The sequence below is a fragment of the Thiohalomonas denitrificans genome, assembly GCF_900102855.1.
Classification (GTDB): Bacteria; Pseudomonadota; Gammaproteobacteria; order Thiohalomonadales; family Thiohalomonadaceae; genus Thiohalomonas; species Thiohalomonas denitrificans.
In genome coordinates this window covers 237,535-258,202 of record NZ_FMWD01000001.1, presented here as the reverse complement: position 1 = coordinate 258,202, position 20,668 = coordinate 237,535, and the positions used below count along the sequence as shown (strand labels likewise).

Sequence of the window (20,668 nt, the reverse complement as noted above, 5' to 3'; positions counted from 1 at the left end):
GACGCTACTCTCAGGGGATACGAGGGGCAGCGTCCTTGTGGTGGGATCTTTGCAAAATCGGGTGTGCATGATGGATGAGCAATTGGCAGAGCTGGCGGGCCGGGTGGCAGAACGGCTTTCCGGAAAGGGCGTCATGCTGGCTGCGGCCGAGTCCTGTACCGGCGGCTGGGTGGCCAAGGTTTGTACCGACCTGACGGGTAGTTCCGGCTGGTTCGAGCGCGGTTTTGTCACCTACAGCAACGAAGCCAAGCAGGAGATGCTGGGTGTCTCGCCCCGGACTCTCGCAACTCATGGTGCCGTCAGTGAGGCGGCCGTGCGGGAGATGGCATCCGGGGCTTTGGCGCGTAGCCGGGCCCGTGTGACCCTGGCCATCAGCGGTGTTGCCGGACCCGGCGGCGGCACAGATCGCAAACCGGTGGGGACGGTCTGGTTTGCCTGGGCCACCGCCGACCGGCTTCAGACACAGCATGAATGCTTCGGTGGGGATCGCGAGGCGGTGCGCCGTGCCGCCGTGATTACTGCGCTTGAGGGGGTGCTGGAGATTGTCGGAACCTGACACAACGCGTCAGCGGCTGTTCTTCGCCCTCTGGCCGGAGGCCGCGGTCCAGCAGCGTATCGCCTACTGGGCGGAACAGTGTGCCAAGAGCTGTGGCGGCAAGCGGGTGCCGGATGAGAATATGCATCTGACCCTGGTATTCCTGGGAGGCGTGACACCGGAGCAGCGTGGCTGCCTCGAGGCGGTAGCAGATGAGGTGACGGTTACATCCTTTGACTTGACGCTGGATCGCATTGGCTACTGGTCACGCTCCCGCACTCTTTGGCTCTCCACGTCCAACACATCCCCGGAACTGCTGGAACTGGCCATGGCCCTCCGCGCAGCCATGTCCCTTTGTGGGCTGAAGGTGGAAGAGCGGCCGTTCCGGACCCACCTGACCCTGCGCCGACGCGCTCACCGGGGCCCCCGTTTCCGGGAGATCAATCCCATCGTCTGGCATGCAACCGACTTCGCGCTGGTCGCCTCCGAAACCCATCCCGAGGGCGCCCGATATCAGGTTCTGCGGCGCTGGCGGTTAGTTGCTAGTGGCGAGTAGCGAGTAGCTAGTGTTTGGTGCTCTAACTTAGGTGTTCCCTCGCAACTGGCCACTCGCAACTCACAACTGATCTAGCCGCTGGCCCCCGGGCTATGAAATAATCTCGCCTTGAACTATCCCCGGCGGTGCATGGAAATAGCTGCCGCTACCCAAACGACGGAGGCGAGTGATGGACGACAACAAGCGGAAGGCGCTCAGCGCTGCCCTGAGTCAGATCGATAAACAGTTCGGCAAGGGTTCGGTGATGCGCATGGGCGATGCCGGCGCCGTGGCCGATGTACAGGCCGTTTCCACCGGTTCGCTGGGACTGGATGTCGCCCTGGGCATCGGCGGACTTCCCCGGGGCCGCGTCGTCGAGATCTACGGCCCTGAATCCTCCGGCAAGACCACGCTCACCCTGGAGGTCATCGCGGAGGCTCAGAAGGTGGGTGGTACCTGCGCCTTTGTGGATGCCGAACACGCGCTGGACCCGGGTTATGCCGGCAAGTTGGGAGTGGATGTGGACGACCTGCTGGTTTCGCAGCCGGATACCGGCGAGCAGGCACTGGAAATCGCCGATATGCTGGTGCGCTCCGGGGCCGTGGACGTGGTGGTGGTGGACTCGGTTGCTGCCCTGACGCCCAAGGCCGAGATTGAAGGCGAGATGGGGGACTCCCATGTCGGCCTGCAGGCCCGCCTGATGTCCCAGGCACTGCGCAAGCTCACCGCCAATATCAAGCGCTCCAACACCTTGGTGATTTTTATCAACCAGATCCGCATGAAGATCGGGGTGATGTTCGGCAGTCCGGAGACCACCACCGGTGGCAATGCCCTCAAGTTCTACTCTTCCGTTCGGCTGGACATCCGCCGCATCGGTGCCATCAAGAAGGGCGATGAGGTGATTGGCAACGAAACCCGGGTAAAGGTAGTTAAAAACAAGGTGGCCCCGCCCTTTCGACAGACCGAATTCGACATTCTCTACGGCCAGGGGATCTCCCGCGAGGGCGAGATCGTCGATCTCGGCGTGAAACAGGGCATCGTCGACAAGTCCGGCGCCTGGTACAGCTACAGTGGCAACCGCATCGGTCAGGGTAAGGATAACGCCCGTAATTTCCTCAAGGAGAATCCGGAGATTGCCGCCGAAATCGAAGGCAAAATCCGGGAAAAACTGCTCCCGGATACGACGAAACCGACCAAATCAGACGAGCTGCCAGTGGCAGAATCGGAAGAGGCCTGATATCGGGTTACTGAACCACAGAGTGCAGTGAGGGGAATCAAAGACACCTCTCCGGCCCTGTGTCTCAGTGGTGGCTCGTTTTTATGGGTATGGCATCCGATGCAGAGGTCCGGGAAACGGCCATCCGGTTGCTGGCGCGTCGTGAACACTCGCGGCGGGAGCTGGCCTTTAAGCTCGATGGGCGTGGATTTGACCGGGAGCAGGTAGACCCGATCCTGGACGATCTCGAATCCCGGGGCCTGCTCTCCGATGTGCGTTTTGCCGAATTCTTCGTCCGTTCCCGGGTCAGTAATGGGTGTGGACCACTTCGTATTCGTGCTGAATTGCGGGAGCGGGGCGTCGAAGACGGGGTCATTGCCGGACAGTTGGCGGAAGTTGACGCCGACTGGTGTGAGCTGGCTGCGCAGGTGCGGCGCAAACGCTTCGGGGAGCCAATCCCGGGGGAATTCAAGCAGCGCGCGAAACAGATGCGCTTTCTGCAGTACCGTGGTTTTGAGAGTGAGCAGATCCGCGCTGCTGTGCGCGGGGACGAGTGGGATTGATTAGTGTACTGTTGCATGCTTGGCGGTGCTTTCAGCGAGCATCTGGCCGGCCAGATGCAAGGCGCGTTTCACAGGGAATGGCGCGCCCTTTCCAAGAAACGCAACGCCGCAGATGGCCGGCCAGCGGTTCGCCCGAAGGGAGCCCCCCAAAAACGCCATGACGGCGTTGCAGCGCTTGACAAGGGAATAACCATTGCCTGCGCGCTGTGCCTTGTCCTGGCGCTTTTGGGGGGCTCTGAAAGCACCGCCAAGCATGCAACAGTACACTAGGCTATACGTTGTCCTAACATCTCCAACGGGTTGGAACTAATGAACACCAGTGCAGAGATTCGCACCGCGTTTTTGGAGTTTTTTCGCGAACAGGGCCACCAGGTGGTCCCCAGCAGTTCGTTGGTTCCTGCCAACGACCCGACGCTTCTGTTCACCAATGCCGGTATGGTCCAGTTCAAGGACGCCTTTCTGGGGCTGGAGCAGCGTAGTTACAGCCGCGCCGCCTCGGTCCAGCGTTGCGTGCGTGCCGGCGGCAAGCACAACGATTTGGATAATGTCGGCTACACTGCCCGCCACCATACTTTCTTTGAAATGCTCGGCAACTTCAGCTTTGGCGATTATTTCAAACGCGAAGCCATTGGTTACGCCTGGGACTTCCTGACCCGGACCTGCGGGCTGCCGGCCGAGAAGTTGTGGGTCACGGTCTATGAAGACGATGACGAGGCGGCGGATATTTGGCTCAAGGAGCTGAAGATCGATCCCGAGCGCTTCTCCCGCTGCGGCGCCAAGGATAACTTCTGGTCCATGGGCGAAACCGGTCCCTGCGGCCCCTGCTCGGAGATCTTCTACGACCACGGCCCCGATGTCCCCGGGGGACCCCCCGGAAGCCCCGATGAGGATGGCGATCGCTATATCGAGATCTGGAATCTCGTCTTCATGCAGTACGATCGTGATGCGAAAGGGGAGCTGAAACCGCTTCCCGAACCCTCGGTTGATACCGGCATGGGGCTGGAGCGCCTCGCGGCAGTGATGCAGGGGGTGCACTCCAACTACGAGATCGATCTGTTCCAGCATCTGATCAAGGCTGCGGCCGGTTTGGCGGGCACAACGGATCTGGAAAACAAGTCCCTGCGGGTTATCTCGGACCACATCCGCTCCTGTGCGTTTCTGGTGGTGGACGGGGTTATTCCCTCCAACGAGGGGCGCGGCTATGTGCTGCGTCGCATCATCCGCCGTGCCGTCCGCCACGGCCATAAACTGGCTTTGCGTGAGCCCTTCTTTCACAAGTTGGTAGCGCCGCTGGCCGAGAAGATGGGGGACGCCTATCCGGAATTGTCGGAGTCCCGGGCCCGTGTCGAGCAGATCCTGAAGCAGGAAGAGGAGCGTTTCGCGGAGACCCTGGAACAGGGCATGGCCATTCTCGAGGAGGCTATCGGCGGGCTCACCGGCAGGGACATCCCGGGGAAAACGCTCTTCAAGCTCTACGATACCTACGGTTTTCCTGCCGACCTGACGGCGGACATCGCCCGGGAACGGAATCTGTCCGTGGATATGGCAGGATTCGAGAGGGAGATGGAGGTACAGCGTGAGCGTGCCCGTTCGGCCAGCCAGTTCAGCGGGGAATATGCCTACCAACTGGAGATCGAAGGTGAGACCGAATTTACCGGTTACGAATCCCTGACCGACTCCGGCGAGATTCTCGAACTCTACGCCGATGGCAAGCCGACCAATATCCTGCACGAGGGGCAGGAGGGCCTGGTGGTCCTGGACCGCACGCCCTTTTATGCCGAATCGGGTGGTCAGGTGGGTGACTGTGGCACACTGACCGGAGAGCAGGGCAGCTTTGATGTGCGCGACACCCGGAAATTGGGCCGGGTCCACGCCCATTTCGGCATGGTCAGCCACGGGGAGCTGCGCAAGGGTGGTATGGTCAAGGCGCACGTGGACCCCGATCTGCGCGGTGATACGGTCCGCCACCATTCGGCCACCCACCTGCTCCACGCGGCCCTGCGCGGGATCCTTGGCGAACACGTCCAGCAGAAGGGTTCACTGGTCGCAGCCGATCGGCTGCGCTTCGATTTTTCCCATTTCGAGGCAGTGACTCCGGAGCAGCTCAAGGAGATCGAGGCGCTGGTCAACCAGCAGATCCGCGAGAACGTACCGGTTGAAGCGGAGATCATGGCACTGGAGGAGGCCAGGGAGTCCGGGGCCATGGCGCTGTTCGGGGAGAAATACGGCAATGAGGTGCGGGTACTGCGGATGGGCGATTTCTCCGTCGAGCTTTGTGGTGGCACGCACGTGCAGCGTACCGGCGATGTCGGTCTGTGCCGGATCCTCTCCGAGGCGGGGGTGGCTGCGGGCGTACGCCGCATCGAGGCGGTCTGTGGAGCACAGGCCCTGCGTCACCTGGATGATAGCGAGGCACGGCTTGATCGAGTGGCGGGCCTGGTCAAGGGTAGCCGCGAATCGGTCGTCGAAAAGGTCGAACAGCTGGTTGAGCGCAGCCGCGGTCTGGAGAAAGAGCTGGAGAAGCTGAAGGGCAAGCTGGCCAGTGCCCGGGGCTCTGACCTTGTGTCCAGGGCTGTGGAAGTCGACGGCATCAAGGTGCTCTCGGCCAACCTCGAAGGGGCGGATCCCAAGTCCTTGCGAGACACCATGGATCAGCTCAAGAACAAATTGGGTTCGGCCATCATCGTGTTAGGTACATCCGGCAAAGGCAAAGTGAATCTCGCGGCCGGCGTCACCAGGGACCTGACTGACCGGGTCAAGGCGGGTGATTTGGTGAACACCGTTGCTGGTCAGGTGGGCGGCAAGGGTGGTGGTCGGCCCGATATGGCGATGGCTGGCGGGGACCGGCCGGAGGCACTGGATGAGGCCCTCGGTTCCGTCGAGGCTTGGGTCCGTGAACGACTCGGTGGCTAACCCGCTCTTTCTCTCTCCGGCGACACGCAGGGGTTTCGGACAGGGATGAACGGGTCAAATTTGTCCGAAGGTGGTGTCCGGCAAGAGAGGTGGAGCCTGCAGGCACGCGCCCGACACCCTTTAATTCCGGGCTGATTTAGTGTTTAATCAGCGGCCTTTTCAAGGCTTCCGGGCACTGCGGAATTGCACCGAATCGGGTACTTTTCGCTTCCGGACCCTCGTATTGTTGCGGAATACCACGAAGCCGGATCTTTCCGCTCGTGAACGTAACGGCTGAATACAAATAACGGCTGAATTATATGGCGTTAATCGTACAGAAATATGGCGGCACCTCCGTCGGCAGCGCAGACCGGATTACCAATGTCGCGCGAAAGGTCAAGACATTCCGTGATCGCGGCGACGATATCGTCGTTGTCGTGTCAGCGATGAGCGGTGAAACCAACCGGCTCACCGACCTGGCGAAGAGCATTATGCCTGAGCCGGATGTGCGGGAGATGGACGTGTTGCTCTCCACGGGCGAGCAGGTGACCATCGCCCTTTTGTCCATGGCGCTCCAGCAATTGGGTTGCGAGGCCCGCTCTTACACCGGTGCGCAGGTGAATATTCTCACCGATAGTGCCCACAGCAAGGCGCGCATCCTGGGAATCGACGAGGAGCGGGTTCGCGAGGACCTGGGGGCAGGTCGTGTCGTCGTCGTCGCCGGTTTCCAGGGGATGGATGAGGAAGGCAATATCACGACCCTGGGGCGTGGTGGCTCGGATACCACGGCTGTCGCACTGGCGGCGGCGCTCACGGCCGACGAGTGTCAGATTTATACCGATGTGGACGGGGTCTACACCACCGACCCGCGGGTTGTCTCCGGCGCACGCAGGCTGGAGCGGGTGACCTTCGAGGAGATGCTGGAGATGGCCAGCCAGGGTTCGAAGGTACTGCAGATCCGTGCCGTCGAGTTCGCCGGAAAATACAATGTCCCGCTGCGGGTCCTCTCCTCTTTTCAGGAAGGTCCCGGTACGCTGATTACCTATGAGGAAGACGGAATGGAAGAACCGCTGATCTCCGGTATCGCCTTCAACCGTGACGAGGCCAAGTTGACCATTCAGGGGGTGCCGGATCAGCCGGGCATCGCCTCCTCGATTCTCGGGCCCATCGGTGAGGCGAACATTGAAGTCGATATGATCGTTCAGAATGTCAGTGCAGACGGTTCAATGACCGATTTCACGTTCACTGTGCACCGCAACGATTACCAAAACGCACTGGACATGTTGCGCAAGACCGCAAATGAGGTGGGGGCGCGGGAAGTAGCTGGTGACAACCGGATAGCGAAGATATCGCTGGTCGGCGTGGGGATGCGTTCGCACGCTGGTATCGCCAGTACCATGTTCGCGGCACTGGCCAAAGAGAGTATCAATATTCGGATGATCTCCACCTCGGAAATTAAGATTTCGGTGGTTATTGACGAAAAATACCTGGAGCTTGGCGTACGTGCCCTGCACAATGCCTTTAAGCTCGACCAGGAGCCGGTTGCATCCACGGAAGCGTGATTTGTCGCACACAATGTGCGGCCCGGTGATTCAACGACAGCACTCTGTGGCGGATGGGCTGTCGAACAGGACAGTGTGAAGCATTCACGCTAATGGAAAAACGGATTGTACTGAGGAGAGTATAGACCATGTTGATTTTGACTCGGCGAGTCGGTGAGACGCTCGTGATTGGTGATGAAGTGACGGTAACGGTTCTGGGTATCAAGGGTAATCAGGTCCGTATCGGTGTGAATGCTCCCAAGGATGTCTCGGTGCATCGTGAGGAGATCTATGAGCGGATTCAGCGCGAGAAAAACGGGGAAGAAGTTTCTTCCGAGTGATAAGGCCCTTTACGTTGGCCCTTTTCATTTAGTATCCTTGCGCGCTCGCAAAGGAGAGATGGCCGAGTGGCTGAAGGCGCTCCCCTGCTAAGGGAGTATGGGGTTTATCCCCCATCGAGGGTTCGAATCCCTCTCTCTCCGCCATACAGCAAAAAAAAATAGTACGACGTAACCGGATAGCACCGGCCTTTGGCGGAGCCCGCCCGAGAGGGATTTGAACCCGACAGAGGGTTTGACCGAATCGCCTGGAGCGATTCGGAACGACCGTAGGTCGGCCCCGAAGGGGCGGAGGGCAGGACGCCCGGAGTAATCCCTCTCTCCGCCAATTAAAAAAAGAAAGAGTTGAAACCCGCGACCTGGGGTTGCGGTTCCGGAAAGAGAGACAGCCAAACCCCGTTGAAGGGAATTCCCGGACTTCGGGATGGCCGCAGGCCAATGCTCTCTCTCCGCATTAAAATGGCGTCGTTACGGTACGGCAAATGCTCCGAATTAGCGGTGTACCGCTTGACAGGAGAGTGGAGCTTAACCATAATGCACAGCCTTTTCAGCGCCCGTAGCTCAGCTGGATAGAGTACCTGGCTACGAACCAGGCGGTCCGAGGTTCGAATCCTCGCGGGCGCGCCATCTTCCAAAAGCCCGCGCTCAGGCGCGGGCTTTTTTGCATCTAGTGTACTGTTGCATGCTTGGCGGTGCTTTCAGCGAGTCGCTGGCCGGCCAGATGCAAGGCGCGTTTCGCAGGGAATGGCGCGCCCTTTCCAAGAAACGCAACGCCGCAGATGGCCGGCCAGCGGCTCGCCCGAAGGGAGCCCCCCAAAAACGCCATGACGGCGTTGCGGACTCCATCCCTGGAGTCCGCCCTTCGGGCCAACCTTCGGCTGTCCGAATCCGCTCCCGGCGGATTCGTGCAGCGCTTGACAAGGGAATGACCATTGCCTGCGCGCTGCGCCTTGTCCTGACGCTTTTGGGGGGCTCTGAAAGTATCGCCAAGCATGCAACAGTACACTAGCTCTCCCCTCCGCTCATCCATGATTTTGTGCGAGATGCCTGGCAGGTTTGCCGGTACCACGTGGCGCGCCGACATTCGTGGGCGTACCGTATCTCTCGAGCCATAATCCCCTGTTTGGAAGGCGGAATCCCTCAGTGATATCGTGGCGCCGGTGATAATTGCAGCACCTCCGATATCCAATACGGGCTTCCCGCTGAGGGTTATCCTTTATGAACGGAAAAGGTGAGGAGCGGAAGTGGAAAATCGCATTCCCCAAGTGAAGACGCGCTCCGGACTCGATCTCGGGTTCGGGATCTGGGGTCTGTTGTTGATGGCCGGCCTGCTGATTTCCACGGTTTTTTACAACTACCTGCTGTTCCATACCCTGGCCGAGCTGTTCGCAGTCATTGTCGCCATTTTGCTGGCGGTGGTCGGCTGGCAGACCTATCCCTTCTCACGAAATGGCTTTCTGATGTTCCTGGCGGCCGGGTACTTCTGGGTCGGTATCCTGGATCTGTTGCATACACTCAGTTATGAAGGCGTCGGAATCATCGAACCCGACGCCGCCAACATCTCCACACAGCTCTGGGTCGCGACCCGCTATCTGGAGGCCGTGATCCTGCTCGCGGCCCCGGTGTTTGCGGTACGAGTCCTGCATCGGGGGCCTGCCTTTGCAGCTATCGGAGCGGCTGCTGCTGTAGTGTCGGTGCTGATCTTTGCGGGGGTCTTTCCCGATGCTTTCGTTGCCGGGGTGGGATTGACGCAGTTCAAGATTCTCAGCGAGTACATCATTATCGGACTGCTGATTGTTGCCCTTTGGCACCTGTGGATACGGCGGGGGGACATCGATCGGCGGGTTACCGAACTGATGGCACTCGCCATCATTGTTACTGCCGTCTCCGAATTTCTGTTTACGCTCTATCAGACGGTTTATGGGCTGGAGAATTTTGTCGGCCATATCGGCAAGGTCTTGTCCTACTGGCTGGTTTTTGTGGCCATTGTCGAAACCTCACTCCATGAACCCTTTCGTATGCTCTCCCGCGGTGCAACAACCTATGATGCGGTTCCCGACCCGGTTGTGGTGGTCGATCCAGACGGCGTTATCCGGCAGACAAACAGGGCGGCCCGGGCATATGCCGGAGGCGCTCAGCTGGTGGGGCAGTCCTGCCATCGCCTGCTGCATCCCCAGCAGTGGTCGGCGGCGAACTGCCCCATCTGTCGGGGTATTCGGGGAGAGCTCAGGGAGCTGATGTCCTTCGAGGTCCCGTTCAGGGATTCCGGGATCTGGCATTCGGTGACGATTACGCCTATAGAACAGTCCGGCGGGGCCGTACAGGTCGGGGTAGTCCATGTCAGTCACGACATCACCGTTCGTAAACAGGCCGAGGAGAGTTTGCGCAGAAAAAACGTGGAACTGCGCTCTATCCTGCAGTCAGTGGGAGACGGTATTTTCGGCGTTGACCGGAGGGGTAAAACGGTTTTCGTCAATCCGGCTCTGGAGCAGTTGACCGGCTGGAGTTCCGAGGCGCTTATAGGCAGGAATGCGCACACGACCCTGCATCAGCCGCCCGGAGGGCTGGAGGAGCACTCCAGAGAGGCCTGTGCGGTCTTGCTGACCCTGAAGGACGGCAGGACCCGTCATTCGGATGATGACCTGTTTCATCGACGCGACGGGGCAGCGTTCCCGGTGGCGTTCACCAGTGCCCCGCTGCGAGGAAATGATGGGGATATTTCCGGTGCCGTGGTGGTGTTTCGGGACATCTCCGAGCGCAAACGCATCGAACATGAACGCCAGCGCCACGAGCAGAAACTGGAATCGATGGTGGCGGAGCGTACCCGGGAACTGCAGGAGTTGAATCGGGAGATGGAGACCTTCAGCTATTCGGTTTCTCACGATCTCCGGGCCCCCTTGCGGGCTGTCAACGGTTTCGGTCAGGCTCTGCTTGAAGATTACAGTGAGCAACTTGAAGGGACGGCCAAGGATTATCTCGGGCGGATGCGGGATGCCTCAATCCGCATGGGCCAGATGATCGATGGCCTGCTCGGTCTCTCCCGTGTTTCACGCCGGGAAATTCATCCTGAAGCGGCCGATATCAGCTCACTGGCCGCGGAGTTGTCCGAACTGGTAACGGCTTCGGATCCCCGGCGGCGGGTCGAGTGGCGCATTGAGCCGGGTATGGTTGCCTACGCCGATCCCATTCTGCTGCGCCTGCTGCTGCAGAACCTGCTCGAGAATGCGTGGAAGTTTACCGCTGAACGCGATCCCGCAGTGATCGAGGTCGGTCGCATGAATACCGGGGAGGGAGTCGCCTTTTTTGTTCGCGACAACGGTATCGGTTTCGAGCCGGAGGTTGCCAACAGCCTCTACCAGCCGTTCCAGCGATTGCATCGGGGCAAACAATATGAAGGCAGCGGCATCGGTCTCGCTACGGTGCAGCGGATAGTTCACCGTCACTTCGGCCGGACCTGGGCGGAGGGAAAACCGGGCAAGGGAGCAACGTTTTTCTTCACTTTGCCCGTCGGGGATGAAAACATTGAAGAATCGTCTAACCTATACTAGGAGTTTTCTGATGGGGCTCGCCATCGCAAGCCTGTTGGTTTGTGGTCGAATCCGTTGAAATGAAAACTCCTGGTGGAAAGGAGCATAACCCTATGGAGAATCCCTCGATCCTCTTGGTCGAAGATGATCCTAACGATGAAGAGCTGATTTTGCGCACATTGCGGACGCGGGGGCTGCAGGACAAGGTCTTCGTTGCCCATAACGGCCGTGAGGCCCTGGACTACCTTTTCGGTTCGGAGCGGCCCCCTCGGCTGATCCTGCTCGACCTGAAGTTGCCCAAGATGGGCGGATTGGAGGTTCTGCAGGCACTGCGAGTCGATAACCGTACCCGCCTCACCCCGGTTGTGGTCTTCACGTCATCCGTCGAACAGACAGACGTGACTACCAGCTATGATCTGGGGGCAAACAGCTATGTGCGCAAGCCGGTCGATTACAAGGAGTTTGCCGAAGCACTGAAACAGGTAATCGACTATTGGCTGGGGCTGAATATGCCCTCACCGAAACGCCAGGACCGCCATTAGTGTATCCGGAGTCGTATTTATACCTATGAACAAGCCGCCCATTTTGCTGGTCGAGGATGACGAAGTGGACGTCATGATGGTGCAGCGCGCGTTCAAAAAGCACGGCATTGACAACCCCCTGTACGTGGCCGAGTCAGGTGACAAGGCGTTGGAGCTTTTACGTGGGAAAAATGGGCCGAAGCTGGTCCCCAAACTCATCCTGCTCGACTTCAACATGCCGCGCATGAACGGGATTGCGTTTCTGAAGGAACTCAGGGCGGATCCAGAACTAAAAGCGTTGCCTACCGTAGCGTTAACCTCTTCGAGCCAGCCCTCGGACAAGGCGACGGCTTTTGAATACAACGTCGCTGGCTATTTTATCAAGCCGGTCTCCTATGAGGCGCTGGTGGAGCTTTTCGGGAGTATTGGTCGCTACTGGCAATTGAGTGAGCACGTGTAACGCTCGAACGCATGTATGTCCACCCTGCAACTCGCGAAAAACGCACGCCCCGCCGTTGTTTTCCGATGTATGCCGAGCCTGTTGACTCAAAGAGAGCTCGATCTCGCCTGCTTTCGTTACGACCCGAGCCGACAGGCTGCTATGGTGTAGGTAGGGTTCACTCCCGCGAGGAGGTGACTCCTTTTCTTGAGTCGAATTACCGGTCCCGGCGAACCTTGGCCAGGAAGCAAAAGGAAGTCAGGGAACCTTGATGGATGCCGGAGAACCCTCTCTGGCGGGGCGAAACGGACATAGCAGAGGGATCGAGGCGGCATGGAAGCCGATACCGAACCTTCCACCTTATTGATCGTGGATGACGATACAGTTGATCGCGAAACGATACGCCGGGCACTGGAGAGCGCCGTTCCGGGCTCCCATATCGATCAGGCAAGCGAAGCCGAGGCGGCTCTGGAAAAGCTGCGGCGGCGCGAATACCTGGCGGCTTTCGTTGATTACCGGTTGCCGGGACGCTCTGGCCTGGAGCTTCTTCAACAGGTGCGGAGCGAGGGCCTGACGACTCCGGTTATCATCCTGACCGGCTATGGTGATGAGCTTTTGGCCGTGGAGGTTCTCAAGGCCGGAGCTGCCGACTATCTTCCCAAATCCCGTCTCGGCGAGGATCGAATCCTGATGTGCCTGGAAAGTGCCAAGGCGCTGGCACGGGGGCGTATTCGGCCCTGTCGGCTTGATCGCTTGACCGGCCGCGAGCGGGAAGTCATGAATCTGCTGGTCACAGGGAAATCCAACAAGCAAGTCGCCTCTGAGCTGGGTATCAGTCGACGTACCGTAGAAAGCCATCGCGCGCATATTATGGAAAAACTTGAAGCCGGCTCTCTCGCAGAGTTGGTGCGCTGTGTTCTCCAGGCGGGCCCGCAGGGACTCTCACCTCCGTAATGATCCGGATTTCCATTGCCGCCCGAAGGAGTTGAAATGAAGCTCTTTAACGACGGGACGGGGCAATGGAACATCGTAGAGGCAGGCGCAAACGTGTCCAAATGCACGCCGTAGTCCGGTACGAACAGTTGGGCTTGTTCAGTGGGCGGGTCCGGGATATCGGTCCGGGTGGAATGGGGATTGAGGCCGGTCCCATAATGATTCCGCGAGATGCGCGGGTCGAAGTCCATTTCCGGTTTCCTGGGGATGACCAGACGGGATATGCACTGGTGGCGGCGATCGCCTGGACTGCCCATGGGGAGATGGGGTTGGCGTTCGAGGAAACGGCGCCCGCAGTAAGACAGAAGCTGTACTCCGAACTCTACGGTGCGCGGGTCGAGCGCGGCTCAGGCAAGCGCTTTCACGGGTGATGAAGGTCATTGAGAGCCCCACCGGCTGCTTTGCAGCCCCGAATCGGTGACCAATATTTAGCCGTCATCGCGAGCCGTACCCGCCGCTGTGCGGCCCCGAATCAATGACGAACTCCTAGCCGTCATTACGGGGAGCCCCAGCGACGCGGCAATCTGTGGTCTTGGGAGCAGGAGATTACTTCGTCGCTGGGGCTCCTCGTAATGACAGGGGGGGAAGTTCATCAGGAGGAGCCCTCACGACGCGGCAGTCTGCGGTTTTGGGAGCAGGAGATTACTTCGTCGCTCAGGCTCCTCGTAATGACAGCGGGGAGAATTCATCAGCTTGGACTGCAGAGCCCATGAGAGACCCGACATGCTACAGGGAGAGCGTCTAACCTTACGATGCAAGGAGATACTTCCGGTAGCGGGATCAGCGAGAGAAAAAACCCGAACATGAGCGAGCAGGACCTGACGGTGCTCGTCGTCGATGATGACGAGTGTGATCGCATCGCCATGCACCGCGCGCTGGCCAGGACTTCGCCGGGTGCGGAGGTCCATGATGTCGGCTCGCAGAGGTCGGCCCTGTCACTCCTGTCCGAGCGCCCTTTTGACTGCGCTTTTGTTGATTACCAGCTGCCGGATGGCGATGGGCTGACCCTGCTCCGGAATGCACTTGCCCGGGGCATTACCACGCCGATCGTCATGTTTACCGGTCTGGGCGGCGAGGCACTGGCCGTGGAAGCACTGCAAGGTGGTGCTGTGGATTATCTCTCCAAGTCTGAACTCACTACCGAGCGCCTGCGGCGGTGTCTTGGCCGGGTAGCCCGGCCGGGCAGGGTTCCTGCTGCGGGACCGCCCGAAACGCTGGGCCATCTTCTCCGTGCGATCGACAATGCCGCGGAAAGTATGATGGTCACCGACTCCCGGGGGCGCATCGAATACGTGAATCCTGCATTTACGGCACTGACCGGTTATCGCAAGGAGGAAGTCCTCGGGCATACACCGCGGTTGCTGAAGAGCGGGAGCACTCCGACGGCAATCTACGCCTCACTCTGGCAGACCATTACGGCAGGAGAGGTATGGCGTGGGGAATTCACCATTTGCCGCAAGGACGGCACTGACCTCGAGAGTGCCCTGACGGTCTCCCCGATCTTTGACGAACACCGGGGTATCGAAGGTTTCGTCGCCACTCACCGGGATATCACCAGGGAAAAGACGCTTGCCGCCCGGATGGAGCGGTTGGCCAACACGGACGGGCTGACTGGCCTTTTCAACCGCCGGCACCTGATGGCTCGTATGGAGCAGGAACTTGCCCGGGCACGCCGCTATTCACGGCCACTCTGCCTAATGCTCGTGGATCTGGACCATTTCAAGCAGATCAACGACCGTTTTGGGCACCTGAGCGGGGATGAAGTCCTGACCGGCAGCGCACAAGTCATTCGGGAGGTTTCCCGGGCTTCGGACCTGGTAAGCCGCTATGGCGGGGAGGAGTTTGCAGTGGTGCTGCCTGAGACGGCCATTGAAAAAGCCCAGCCGATGGCTGAACGGTTGCGTCGACGATTGGCCGCAAGGCGCTACTATCTGCCGGACAGGAGAGTGGTATCGGTAACCTGTAGCGTCGGGGTGGCCCAACTCGGCGCAGAGGGTGGCACCGATTCCCTTATTGCCGCCGCCGACGCCGCGCTGTATCGCGCCAAAGGGGCGGGACGTGACCGGGTGGTAGTGGCCGGCTAGGCGGTTGGTAACTGGTTATCGACGGCCGGGTTCCGCACGGTTTCCACCCTCTTTCGGTAAGCGAGTCCATAGAACATCTCCAGGTAGCGACGCATTTCGTCACGCTCGAGATTGGTCACGTATTTCCAGAATCCGTAGATGCAGGAGAGAGAAAGCAGACGGCTGGCGTAGCGCTCCCAGGTGTAGTGCTCATGGATGCGCTGCAAGCCGTTTGCAGAGATTTGCTCCCAGTACCCGGGATCTGTCTTGCAGCGGTAGAAAAAATCGGCGATCTCTTCGGCTGCCCGGTCGCCGTGGTTGGGATCGATATGGAATCCGGACTGGCCGTGCTGGATGATCTCCAGCGGGCCGCCATAGCGTGTGGCAAAGGTCGGCAGGCCCGAGCTCATTGCCTCCACTACGGTCAGGCCGAAGGCTTCGAACAGGGCCGGCTGCACGAACACGCCCCGTCGCTCGGCGATGTACCGGTAGAGTTCACCTGCCAGGTGTTTGTCCAGATGCAGTCCCAGCCAGCGTAGCTGCCCGTCCAGACCGTGCTCATCGATCAGCCGGTGCATGCGCTGGATCTGATCGCGCTCTTCGCGGTCGCCCGACTGTTCGATATTCACATGGCCTGCAATGACCAGCAGGTTGGCCTGTTCACGCAATTCCGGACTACGACCATACCACTCGACCAGGCCGCTGATGTTCTTGATCGGATCGAGCCGCGCCATTGTCAGGATAACGGGTTTGTCGATCTCCCTGAATCGACCCCGAGCGTCGGGTCTGTCCTCATCACCAAATACCAGCTGTTTGATCTCTTCGTGCAGGCCGGGTAACCGGCGTTTGGTCTCGGTATAGGGAAAGTAGATATCGGAGTCTGCTCCCGGCGAAACTATATTGAATTTCGGGTCAAAGACGTCGATTCCGTTCACCACGCGATAGAGCCCGGGCATGGTAAAGGCGCCGTAGGATTCGTACTGACCCACACTCTCTGCAGTGCCCGCGATCTCCTGGTAGGTACTGGTGATGATGAAATCCGCCGCGTTCATGGCGATAAGATCCGCGGTGAACTGGCAGGAGAAATGGTACTCGGGCTCGTTTTCCCGCCAGTAAAGGTCCGCATAGAGGTATTTGGTCTTCTCCAGGGCGTGGGCGACATTGCACTGCGTCACGTGCAGGCGCTCTGAGAGTAGCGTCGCCACGAGGCTGCCATCGGAATAGTTGCCGATAATCAGGTCGGGACGGGCTTTGAGTTCGGCCAGGACTTCCCGCTCCGCATCCAGCGCGAAACGTTCCAGATAGGGCCAGATCTCGAAACGGGAGAGCCACTGCGGAATGACCTCGCCGCTATCGGCCCGGAACGGGATGCGCAGGATACGCGCATTGCGCGTGCCGGCGATGCGCTCCAGGTGTTCATCGCAACTGGTACTGCCGGCTTCGGGGATCAGGCGGGTCACCACCAGGATTTGCGGCTCGATCTCCAGACCCTGGTCCCGAACCCTGCGGAAGATCTCCCTCTCGAGGGCGCGTACCTGGTCGAGAATGTACACTACCTGGCCACCGGTATCGGGAAGCCCCAGTACGTTCGATTGGCCGAAGAAACCGTGGGGCGACACGATGGCGAGGTTGAAGATCATCGGCATCTCACCCAGGAGGCGCGCCAGTGGTTCGGGTGCGGGTGCCTCCAGGATGTCCGTCAGCAGTGACAACTGCTCCCGCATTCGGGCGACGGTGCGCCCCCAACCGGGCTCGAAACCGAGCTGCTGAAGCGCATCACCGACCCGTTCCCATCCGGCTTCGGGCGGCTGCTCCGACAGATACTCCTCCGCCCGGTGCAGTGCGTGGCCAAGTGCTATCACATCGGCGACTCGGTCATTCAGCATCAGTTGCCGGCCCTGGCACTGGTGCATGCGAAGAAATTCCAGCAGCCGTTTATCGCCCTTTCCGATCTCCTGGAACAGCTGCGACGAAAGCCGGCGGTTGAGGAATTCCACTCCGCGCCCAATGGAGCGGGGCTCTTTCAGCCGGGGGAATTCGCGGTTGAACGGACCCAGGTCGATCTCGGGCATCCACTCCTGGTTTCCTCCACCACCATGGACGCGCTCCTTGAAAGATAGAAACTCGGAGGTGGTTACCTCTTCGTGGTCAAGGGTATCGAGGTGGAAGCGAAGGTAGGTCCAGCGGGCAATCCGTGGCCGTACGGCGAGATACACCCATGGGGCCTCGATTACCGCCTCCTGGCTGAACCCGATGGCCCGGGCCATGGCGGAGTCGCACAGGTGCTGATGTTCACGCTTTTCACAGAAGCGGGTGAACTCGTCCCACAGTTCCGAACGCAGCAGAAACGGCTTGTCCAGCCCGACGTAGTGGCGCAGCAGAGAATAGATGGCATTGCGGTACTTGTCGAGGAACTCTCCGAGACCGGGGATCACTCGTCCTCCTCCAGCGTAACGGGTGGTTGGCGGGCCTCGAGGAATGCGTAGTGGTGCAGTCCCTCCAGGACTCCTGCGGCATGGTGGGCCTCGGCGAAATAGATTCCCGGCTCGCCCCGCAGTCGTTCGAGTTCGTGGCTGTGATTGCCGACTACCACCCCGAGGATGTCGCCCCGCAACATCTCGATGTCGTTGCCAGAATCGCCGGCCGCCAGAATGTGCTGCGGAGAGATGCCCCATTTCGCGGCCACATATCTCAGGGCCAGACCCTTGGAGGCCCGGATCGGCAGCAAGTCGAGAAACCGTTCGTGGGAGTAGACGACATTGGCGTGCAGGTCGAGATTGCGCAGGTAGCGGATAATTTTGCGGACCGGAGGAGCCGTATCGGGATCGATAAAATAATCGATCTTGTGGTCGCGGTCCGCCGCCTGGAGGCGTACGCCGGGGATGTCTCCCATCGCCTGGCGCAGACCCTCGGGATCCCACCGATAATCGATGTGTTTCCGCCAGCCGTGGTCCTCAACCATGCGGTTGCCGTAGTAAACCTCACTGCCCATTAACGTGACCACGAGATCGGGACGCTGCACGCCCCATTCGTCGAGGACCGCCAGTGTGCTCTCCAGGTGCTGTCCGCTGACGACACCGAACCCTACCCGGTCGCCGGCCTCCTCCAGTGCCTCGAGCAGGTCCCTGAGGCTTGTAGGGTCCCCCAGCAGAGTGTCATTGAGGTCGCAGACCACCAGTCGTTCAATGGTCGGCAGGCGACTGGTCCGGAGCTGCACCGGACGGGCTTTATCGTGCTTGTCCAGCACGATTCCCACCTCCTGGACATAGTGCTCCACATGGCTGTGCCAGGAATAGTACCGATGTGCCCCTTTGATGCCGTTATCGGACCAGCACTCCCACTGCTTGCGGTTGCTGACGGCTTCAAGCAAGGCTTCCCCCATGCGATCGCTATCCAGCGGATCGACCAGCAGTCCGTTCTTGCAGTGGCCGACGATATCGCGTGGGCCGCCGTCCCTGGTTGCTACGACCGGAAGGCCGCTGGCTGCTGCCTCTATGAGTGTCAGACCGAAAGGTTCAGTAAGCGCAGGGTTGACGAAGACACCGTGACTCTCCGCTGCCAACCGGTAGAAATCCGGGACATCATCGGCGTGGTGGTGTTTGGGATAGGCGACCTGGCCGTAGAGATCATAACGGTCGATGAGTAACAGAAGGTCGGTGAGCACCTTGCGGGGACCGCGTTCCATCGAGCCGATATCGTCGCGGTTACCAGCGATGACCAGCAAATTGGCTGTATCGCGCAGCTGCTTGTTCTCTCCATACGCGCGTACCAGAGTCTGGATGTTCTTGCGTTCATCGGCGCGCGAGAGGGCGAGAATGAGGGGTTTCTCCGGGTTGGTCAGAAACCGTTCGATCATGCCCTTCACGCGCGAGTTGCCCTCTGTGCCGGTCGGCGGATGGAAGCGACTCAACTCGGTGCCGGGAGGAATCACCCGCATACGACGGGGATGATAGTTGTCGTAAAGGCTGTATTGCTCCTCCACTTCCTGACGGGTGCTGGCGATCACCCGATCGGCCACATCCATGGCCATCTCTTCTGCATCGATGCGTTCGCTGATGTTGTAATGTTTCTCGATCTGCCGGGGCTCCAGATTGCGGTCCAGCAGCCGCCGTCGCTTCTCGCGGCCCAGCGAGTGACCGGTGTGGATCAGGGGTACCCCCAGAAGCCCCGCCAGTCGGGTGCCGACGTAGCCGGCATCGGCATAATGGGAGTGGATGATATCGGGGACACGCCCCGTTTCGCGGATATGCTGCAACGCCTGGTCTGCCATGGAATCGAGATAGGGCCAGAGGACTTCCTTGCGGAGATAGCGGCGCGGCCCGTAGGCGAGGCGTACGATGTTGGCGTTCGGAGCTATCGGCTCGAGAGGAATGGCGTAGTCAGGGGAAACCTTGGGATCGATAACGCGACGTGTCAGCAGGTCTACGCGCGCCACCTCCGGGTGGCTGGCCAATGCCCGGGCCAGCTCCACCACATAGGTGGTTTGACCCCCGGTATCCGCATCCCGGCCCAATTCCAGATTGTGGCCGCGAATCAGCCCGTGAACACTAATCAGTGCAATATAGAGACCTTGATTATTCATCACTCCCAGGAATCGATCAGCGATTGGTAGAAATCCTTGTCGGCAATGGTCGCACCGCGGACATGACAGATTTCAGCGGCAAAAGCCAACGCCCGCTGGAGTATTTGCGGTAGCGGCCAGCCCTGCATCAGGCCGAGAATGCATACGGCGCTGAAGGCATCTCCCGCCCCGACAGTATCGGCCATATCGGTGATCGGTGGCGGATGGTCCCGCCAAACTCCGTGGCGGTCGAGAATGAAAGCTCCTTCCTCACCGAGGGTGACGATCAGTGTCTCGATGCCCAATTCCAGGCGTAACGCATCGGCGCCCTCCTGTAGCTCATGGTCCTCGAGAACGGGACGGGCGGCCAGTTGTGCCACTTCGTCGCCGTTGAGCTTGACCCAGCGGCATCCGGTCAGGTGCCGGGTGAGAGTCTCCCTGTCCCACCAGGGGGCCCGAAGATTGACATCCACGAACCGGGGCGCAGCCACTTGCTCGCGGAGCAGGTTGAGGGTGGCGGCAGAGGTGGTATGGCGTGCGGCCAGGCTGCCGTGATAGAGCAGGGCGGGGCGCTCGGGAAGCGCAGCCGATGCGCTATCATCGATGAAATCGTAGGCCCGGTCGGGCAGCACGGAAAAGGTGGGTTGGCCGGCCTCGAGGGTGATACGGACCTTGCCGGTGGGATGTCGCGGGTCGAGTTGCAGGCCGCTGGTGCTCATGCCCCACTCGGTCATGGCCCGGTGTACCTGCTGGCCCTGTCGGTCATCGCCGATGCGGGTGATGAAGACGGGTTCCAGACCAAAGCCCTGCAGATGCCAGGCTACGTTGAAAGGGGCCCCACCGAGGACCTCGACACCCTGATCCTCGAAATCGTCGAAAAGCACTTCACCGAAAATGACGGGCCGTCCTTGCTGCGATAATCGTTCCTCGCGCAAAACTCCCCC

Annotated in this window: 16 protein-coding genes and 2 tRNA genes; 15 read left to right on the top strand and 3 right to left on the bottom strand. The window is 59.9% G+C overall.

Going from position 1 to position 20,668, the window contains the following annotated elements:
- Nucleotides 1-67 precede the first annotated feature (67 nt).
- The 15 genes from pncC to BLP65_RS01065 all read left to right on the top strand — a co-directional run bounded on the left by pncC (nt 68) and on the right by BLP65_RS01065 (nt 15,184).
- On the top strand, nt 68-556 hold the full coding sequence (pncC, locus tag BLP65_RS01145; RefSeq protein WP_092991750.1) for a nicotinamide-nucleotide amidase: 489 nt from the start codon (nt 68-70) through the stop codon (nt 554-556).
- Nucleotides 543-1,091, top strand: a complete 549-nt coding sequence (thpR, locus tag BLP65_RS01140; RefSeq protein ID WP_175452391.1) for an RNA 2',3'-cyclic phosphodiesterase — start codon at nt 543-545, stop codon at nt 1,089-1,091. The genes pncC and thpR overlap by 14 nt, the downstream gene beginning before the upstream one ends.
- Before the next feature lie 169 nt (nt 1,092-1,260).
- Nucleotides 1,261-2,307 carry a recombinase RecA gene (gene recA / locus BLP65_RS01135; protein ID WP_092991746.1) on the top strand — a complete coding sequence of 349 codons (1,047 nt, stop codon included), beginning with the start codon at nt 1,261-1,263 and terminating at the stop codon, nt 2,305-2,307.
- Between the two features lie 83 nt (nt 2,308-2,390).
- A complete protein-coding gene (locus BLP65_RS01130; RefSeq protein ID WP_217631862.1) occupies nt 2,391-2,849 on the top strand; it encodes a regulatory protein RecX in 459 nt (152 codons plus the stop codon).
- 309 nt (nt 2,850-3,158) lie between these two features.
- Nucleotides 3,159-5,762 carry an alanine--tRNA ligase gene (gene alaS, locus BLP65_RS01120; protein WP_092991742.1) on the top strand — a complete coding sequence of 868 codons (2,604 nt, stop codon included), beginning with the start codon at nt 3,159-3,161 and terminating at the stop codon, nt 5,760-5,762.
- Between the two features lie 299 nt (nt 5,763-6,061).
- The gene (locus BLP65_RS01115) at nt 6,062-7,303 is read left to right on the top strand and encodes an aspartate kinase (RefSeq protein ID WP_092991740.1); all 1,242 of its coding nucleotides are present in this window, start codon (nt 6,062-6,064) and stop codon (nt 7,301-7,303) included.
- 128 nt (nt 7,304-7,431) lie between these two features.
- Nucleotides 7,432-7,623 carry a carbon storage regulator CsrA gene (gene csrA / locus BLP65_RS01110; RefSeq protein ID WP_092991738.1) on the top strand — a complete coding sequence of 64 codons (192 nt, stop codon included), beginning with the start codon at nt 7,432-7,434 and terminating at the stop codon, nt 7,621-7,623.
- 52 nt (nt 7,624-7,675) lie between these two features.
- Nucleotides 7,676-7,767 (top strand) — tRNA-Ser (locus BLP65_RS01105).
- 403 nt (nt 7,768-8,170) lie between these two features.
- Nucleotides 8,171-8,247: transfer RNA gene (locus BLP65_RS01100), tRNA-Arg, on the top strand.
- A gap of 617 nt (nt 8,248-8,864) precedes the next feature.
- Nucleotides 8,865-11,168 (top strand): MASE3 domain-containing protein, encoded by a 2,304-nt coding sequence (locus BLP65_RS01090; protein WP_092991734.1) that lies wholly within the window; start codon nt 8,865-8,867, stop codon nt 11,166-11,168.
- A 92-nt stretch (nt 11,169-11,260) separates the two neighbouring features.
- The gene (locus BLP65_RS01085; protein ID WP_092991732.1) at nt 11,261-11,689 is read left to right on the top strand and encodes a response regulator; all 429 of its coding nucleotides are present in this window, start codon (nt 11,261-11,263) and stop codon (nt 11,687-11,689) included.
- Nucleotides 11,690-11,714: 25 nt separating this feature from the next.
- Nucleotides 11,715-12,128, top strand: coding sequence for a response regulator (locus BLP65_RS01080; protein WP_092991730.1), 414 nt, complete (start codon nt 11,715-11,717; stop codon nt 12,126-12,128).
- 312 nt (nt 12,129-12,440) lie between these two features.
- Entirely contained in the window at nt 12,441-13,061 is a 621-nt protein-coding gene (locus BLP65_RS01075; protein ID WP_092991728.1) for a response regulator transcription factor, read from the top strand.
- A 65-nt stretch (nt 13,062-13,126) separates the two neighbouring features.
- On the top strand, nt 13,127-13,471 hold the full coding sequence (locus tag BLP65_RS01070) for a PilZ domain-containing protein (protein WP_092991726.1): 345 nt from the start codon (nt 13,127-13,129) through the stop codon (nt 13,469-13,471).
- A gap of 432 nt (nt 13,472-13,903) precedes the next feature.
- Nucleotides 13,904-15,184, top strand: coding sequence for a diguanylate cyclase (locus tag BLP65_RS01065; protein WP_175452389.1), 1,281 nt, complete (start codon nt 13,904-13,906; stop codon nt 15,182-15,184).
- Here BLP65_RS01065 and BLP65_RS01060 read toward each other — a convergent pair.
- The 3 genes from BLP65_RS01060 to BLP65_RS01050 are packed head-to-tail and all read right to left on the bottom strand — an operon-like array spanning nt 15,181 to nt 20,659.
- Nucleotides 15,181-17,598: a sucrose synthase gene (locus tag BLP65_RS01060; RefSeq protein ID WP_245688193.1), complete on the bottom strand. Its 2,418-nt coding sequence runs from the start codon at nt 17,596-17,598 to the stop codon at nt 15,181-15,183. The two genes, BLP65_RS01065 and BLP65_RS01060, sit on opposite strands and share 4 nt — an antisense overlap.
- The gene (locus BLP65_RS01055) at nt 17,595-19,745 is read right to left on the bottom strand and encodes an HAD-IIB family hydrolase (RefSeq protein ID WP_092991722.1); all 2,151 of its coding nucleotides are present in this window, start codon (nt 19,743-19,745) and stop codon (nt 17,595-17,597) included. Before BLP65_RS01055 ends, BLP65_RS01060 begins: the two co-directional genes overlap by 4 nt.
- Nucleotides 19,745-20,659, bottom strand: a complete 915-nt coding sequence (locus BLP65_RS01050; protein WP_092991720.1) for a PfkB family carbohydrate kinase — start codon at nt 20,657-20,659, stop codon at nt 19,745-19,747. The genes BLP65_RS01055 and BLP65_RS01050 overlap by 1 nt, the downstream gene beginning before the upstream one ends.
- Between the last annotated feature and the right edge of the window lie 9 nt (nt 20,660-20,668).

Coding starts and splice junctions, on each gene's coding strand:
- pncC (WP_092991750.1), top strand. CDS start 68: ATGATGGATGAGCAATTGGCAGAGCTGGCGGGCCGGGTGGCAGAACGG.
- recA (WP_092991746.1), top strand. CDS start 1,261: ATGGACGACAACAAGCGGAAGGCGCTCAGCGCTGCCCTGAGTCAGATC.
- BLP65_RS01130 (WP_217631862.1), top strand. CDS start 2,391: ATGGGTATGGCATCCGATGCAGAGGTCCGGGAAACGGCCATCCGGTTG.
- alaS (WP_092991742.1), top strand. CDS start 3,159: ATGAACACCAGTGCAGAGATTCGCACCGCGTTTTTGGAGTTTTTTCGC.
- BLP65_RS01115 (WP_092991740.1), top strand. CDS start 6,062: ATGGCGTTAATCGTACAGAAATATGGCGGCACCTCCGTCGGCAGCGCA.
- csrA (WP_092991738.1), top strand. CDS start 7,432: ATGTTGATTTTGACTCGGCGAGTCGGTGAGACGCTCGTGATTGGTGAT.
- BLP65_RS01085 (WP_092991732.1), top strand. CDS start 11,261: ATGGAGAATCCCTCGATCCTCTTGGTCGAAGATGATCCTAACGATGAA.
- BLP65_RS01080 (WP_092991730.1), top strand. CDS start 11,715: ATGAACAAGCCGCCCATTTTGCTGGTCGAGGATGACGAAGTGGACGTC.
- BLP65_RS01075 (WP_092991728.1), top strand. CDS start 12,441: ATGGAAGCCGATACCGAACCTTCCACCTTATTGATCGTGGATGACGAT.
- BLP65_RS01070 (WP_092991726.1), top strand. CDS start 13,127: ATGGAACATCGTAGAGGCAGGCGCAAACGTGTCCAAATGCACGCCGTA.
- BLP65_RS01065 (WP_175452389.1), top strand. CDS start 13,904: ATGAGCGAGCAGGACCTGACGGTGCTCGTCGTCGATGATGACGAGTGT.
- BLP65_RS01055 (WP_092991722.1), bottom strand. CDS start 19,745: ATGAATAATCAAGGTCTCTATATTGCACTGATTAGTGTTCACGGGCTG.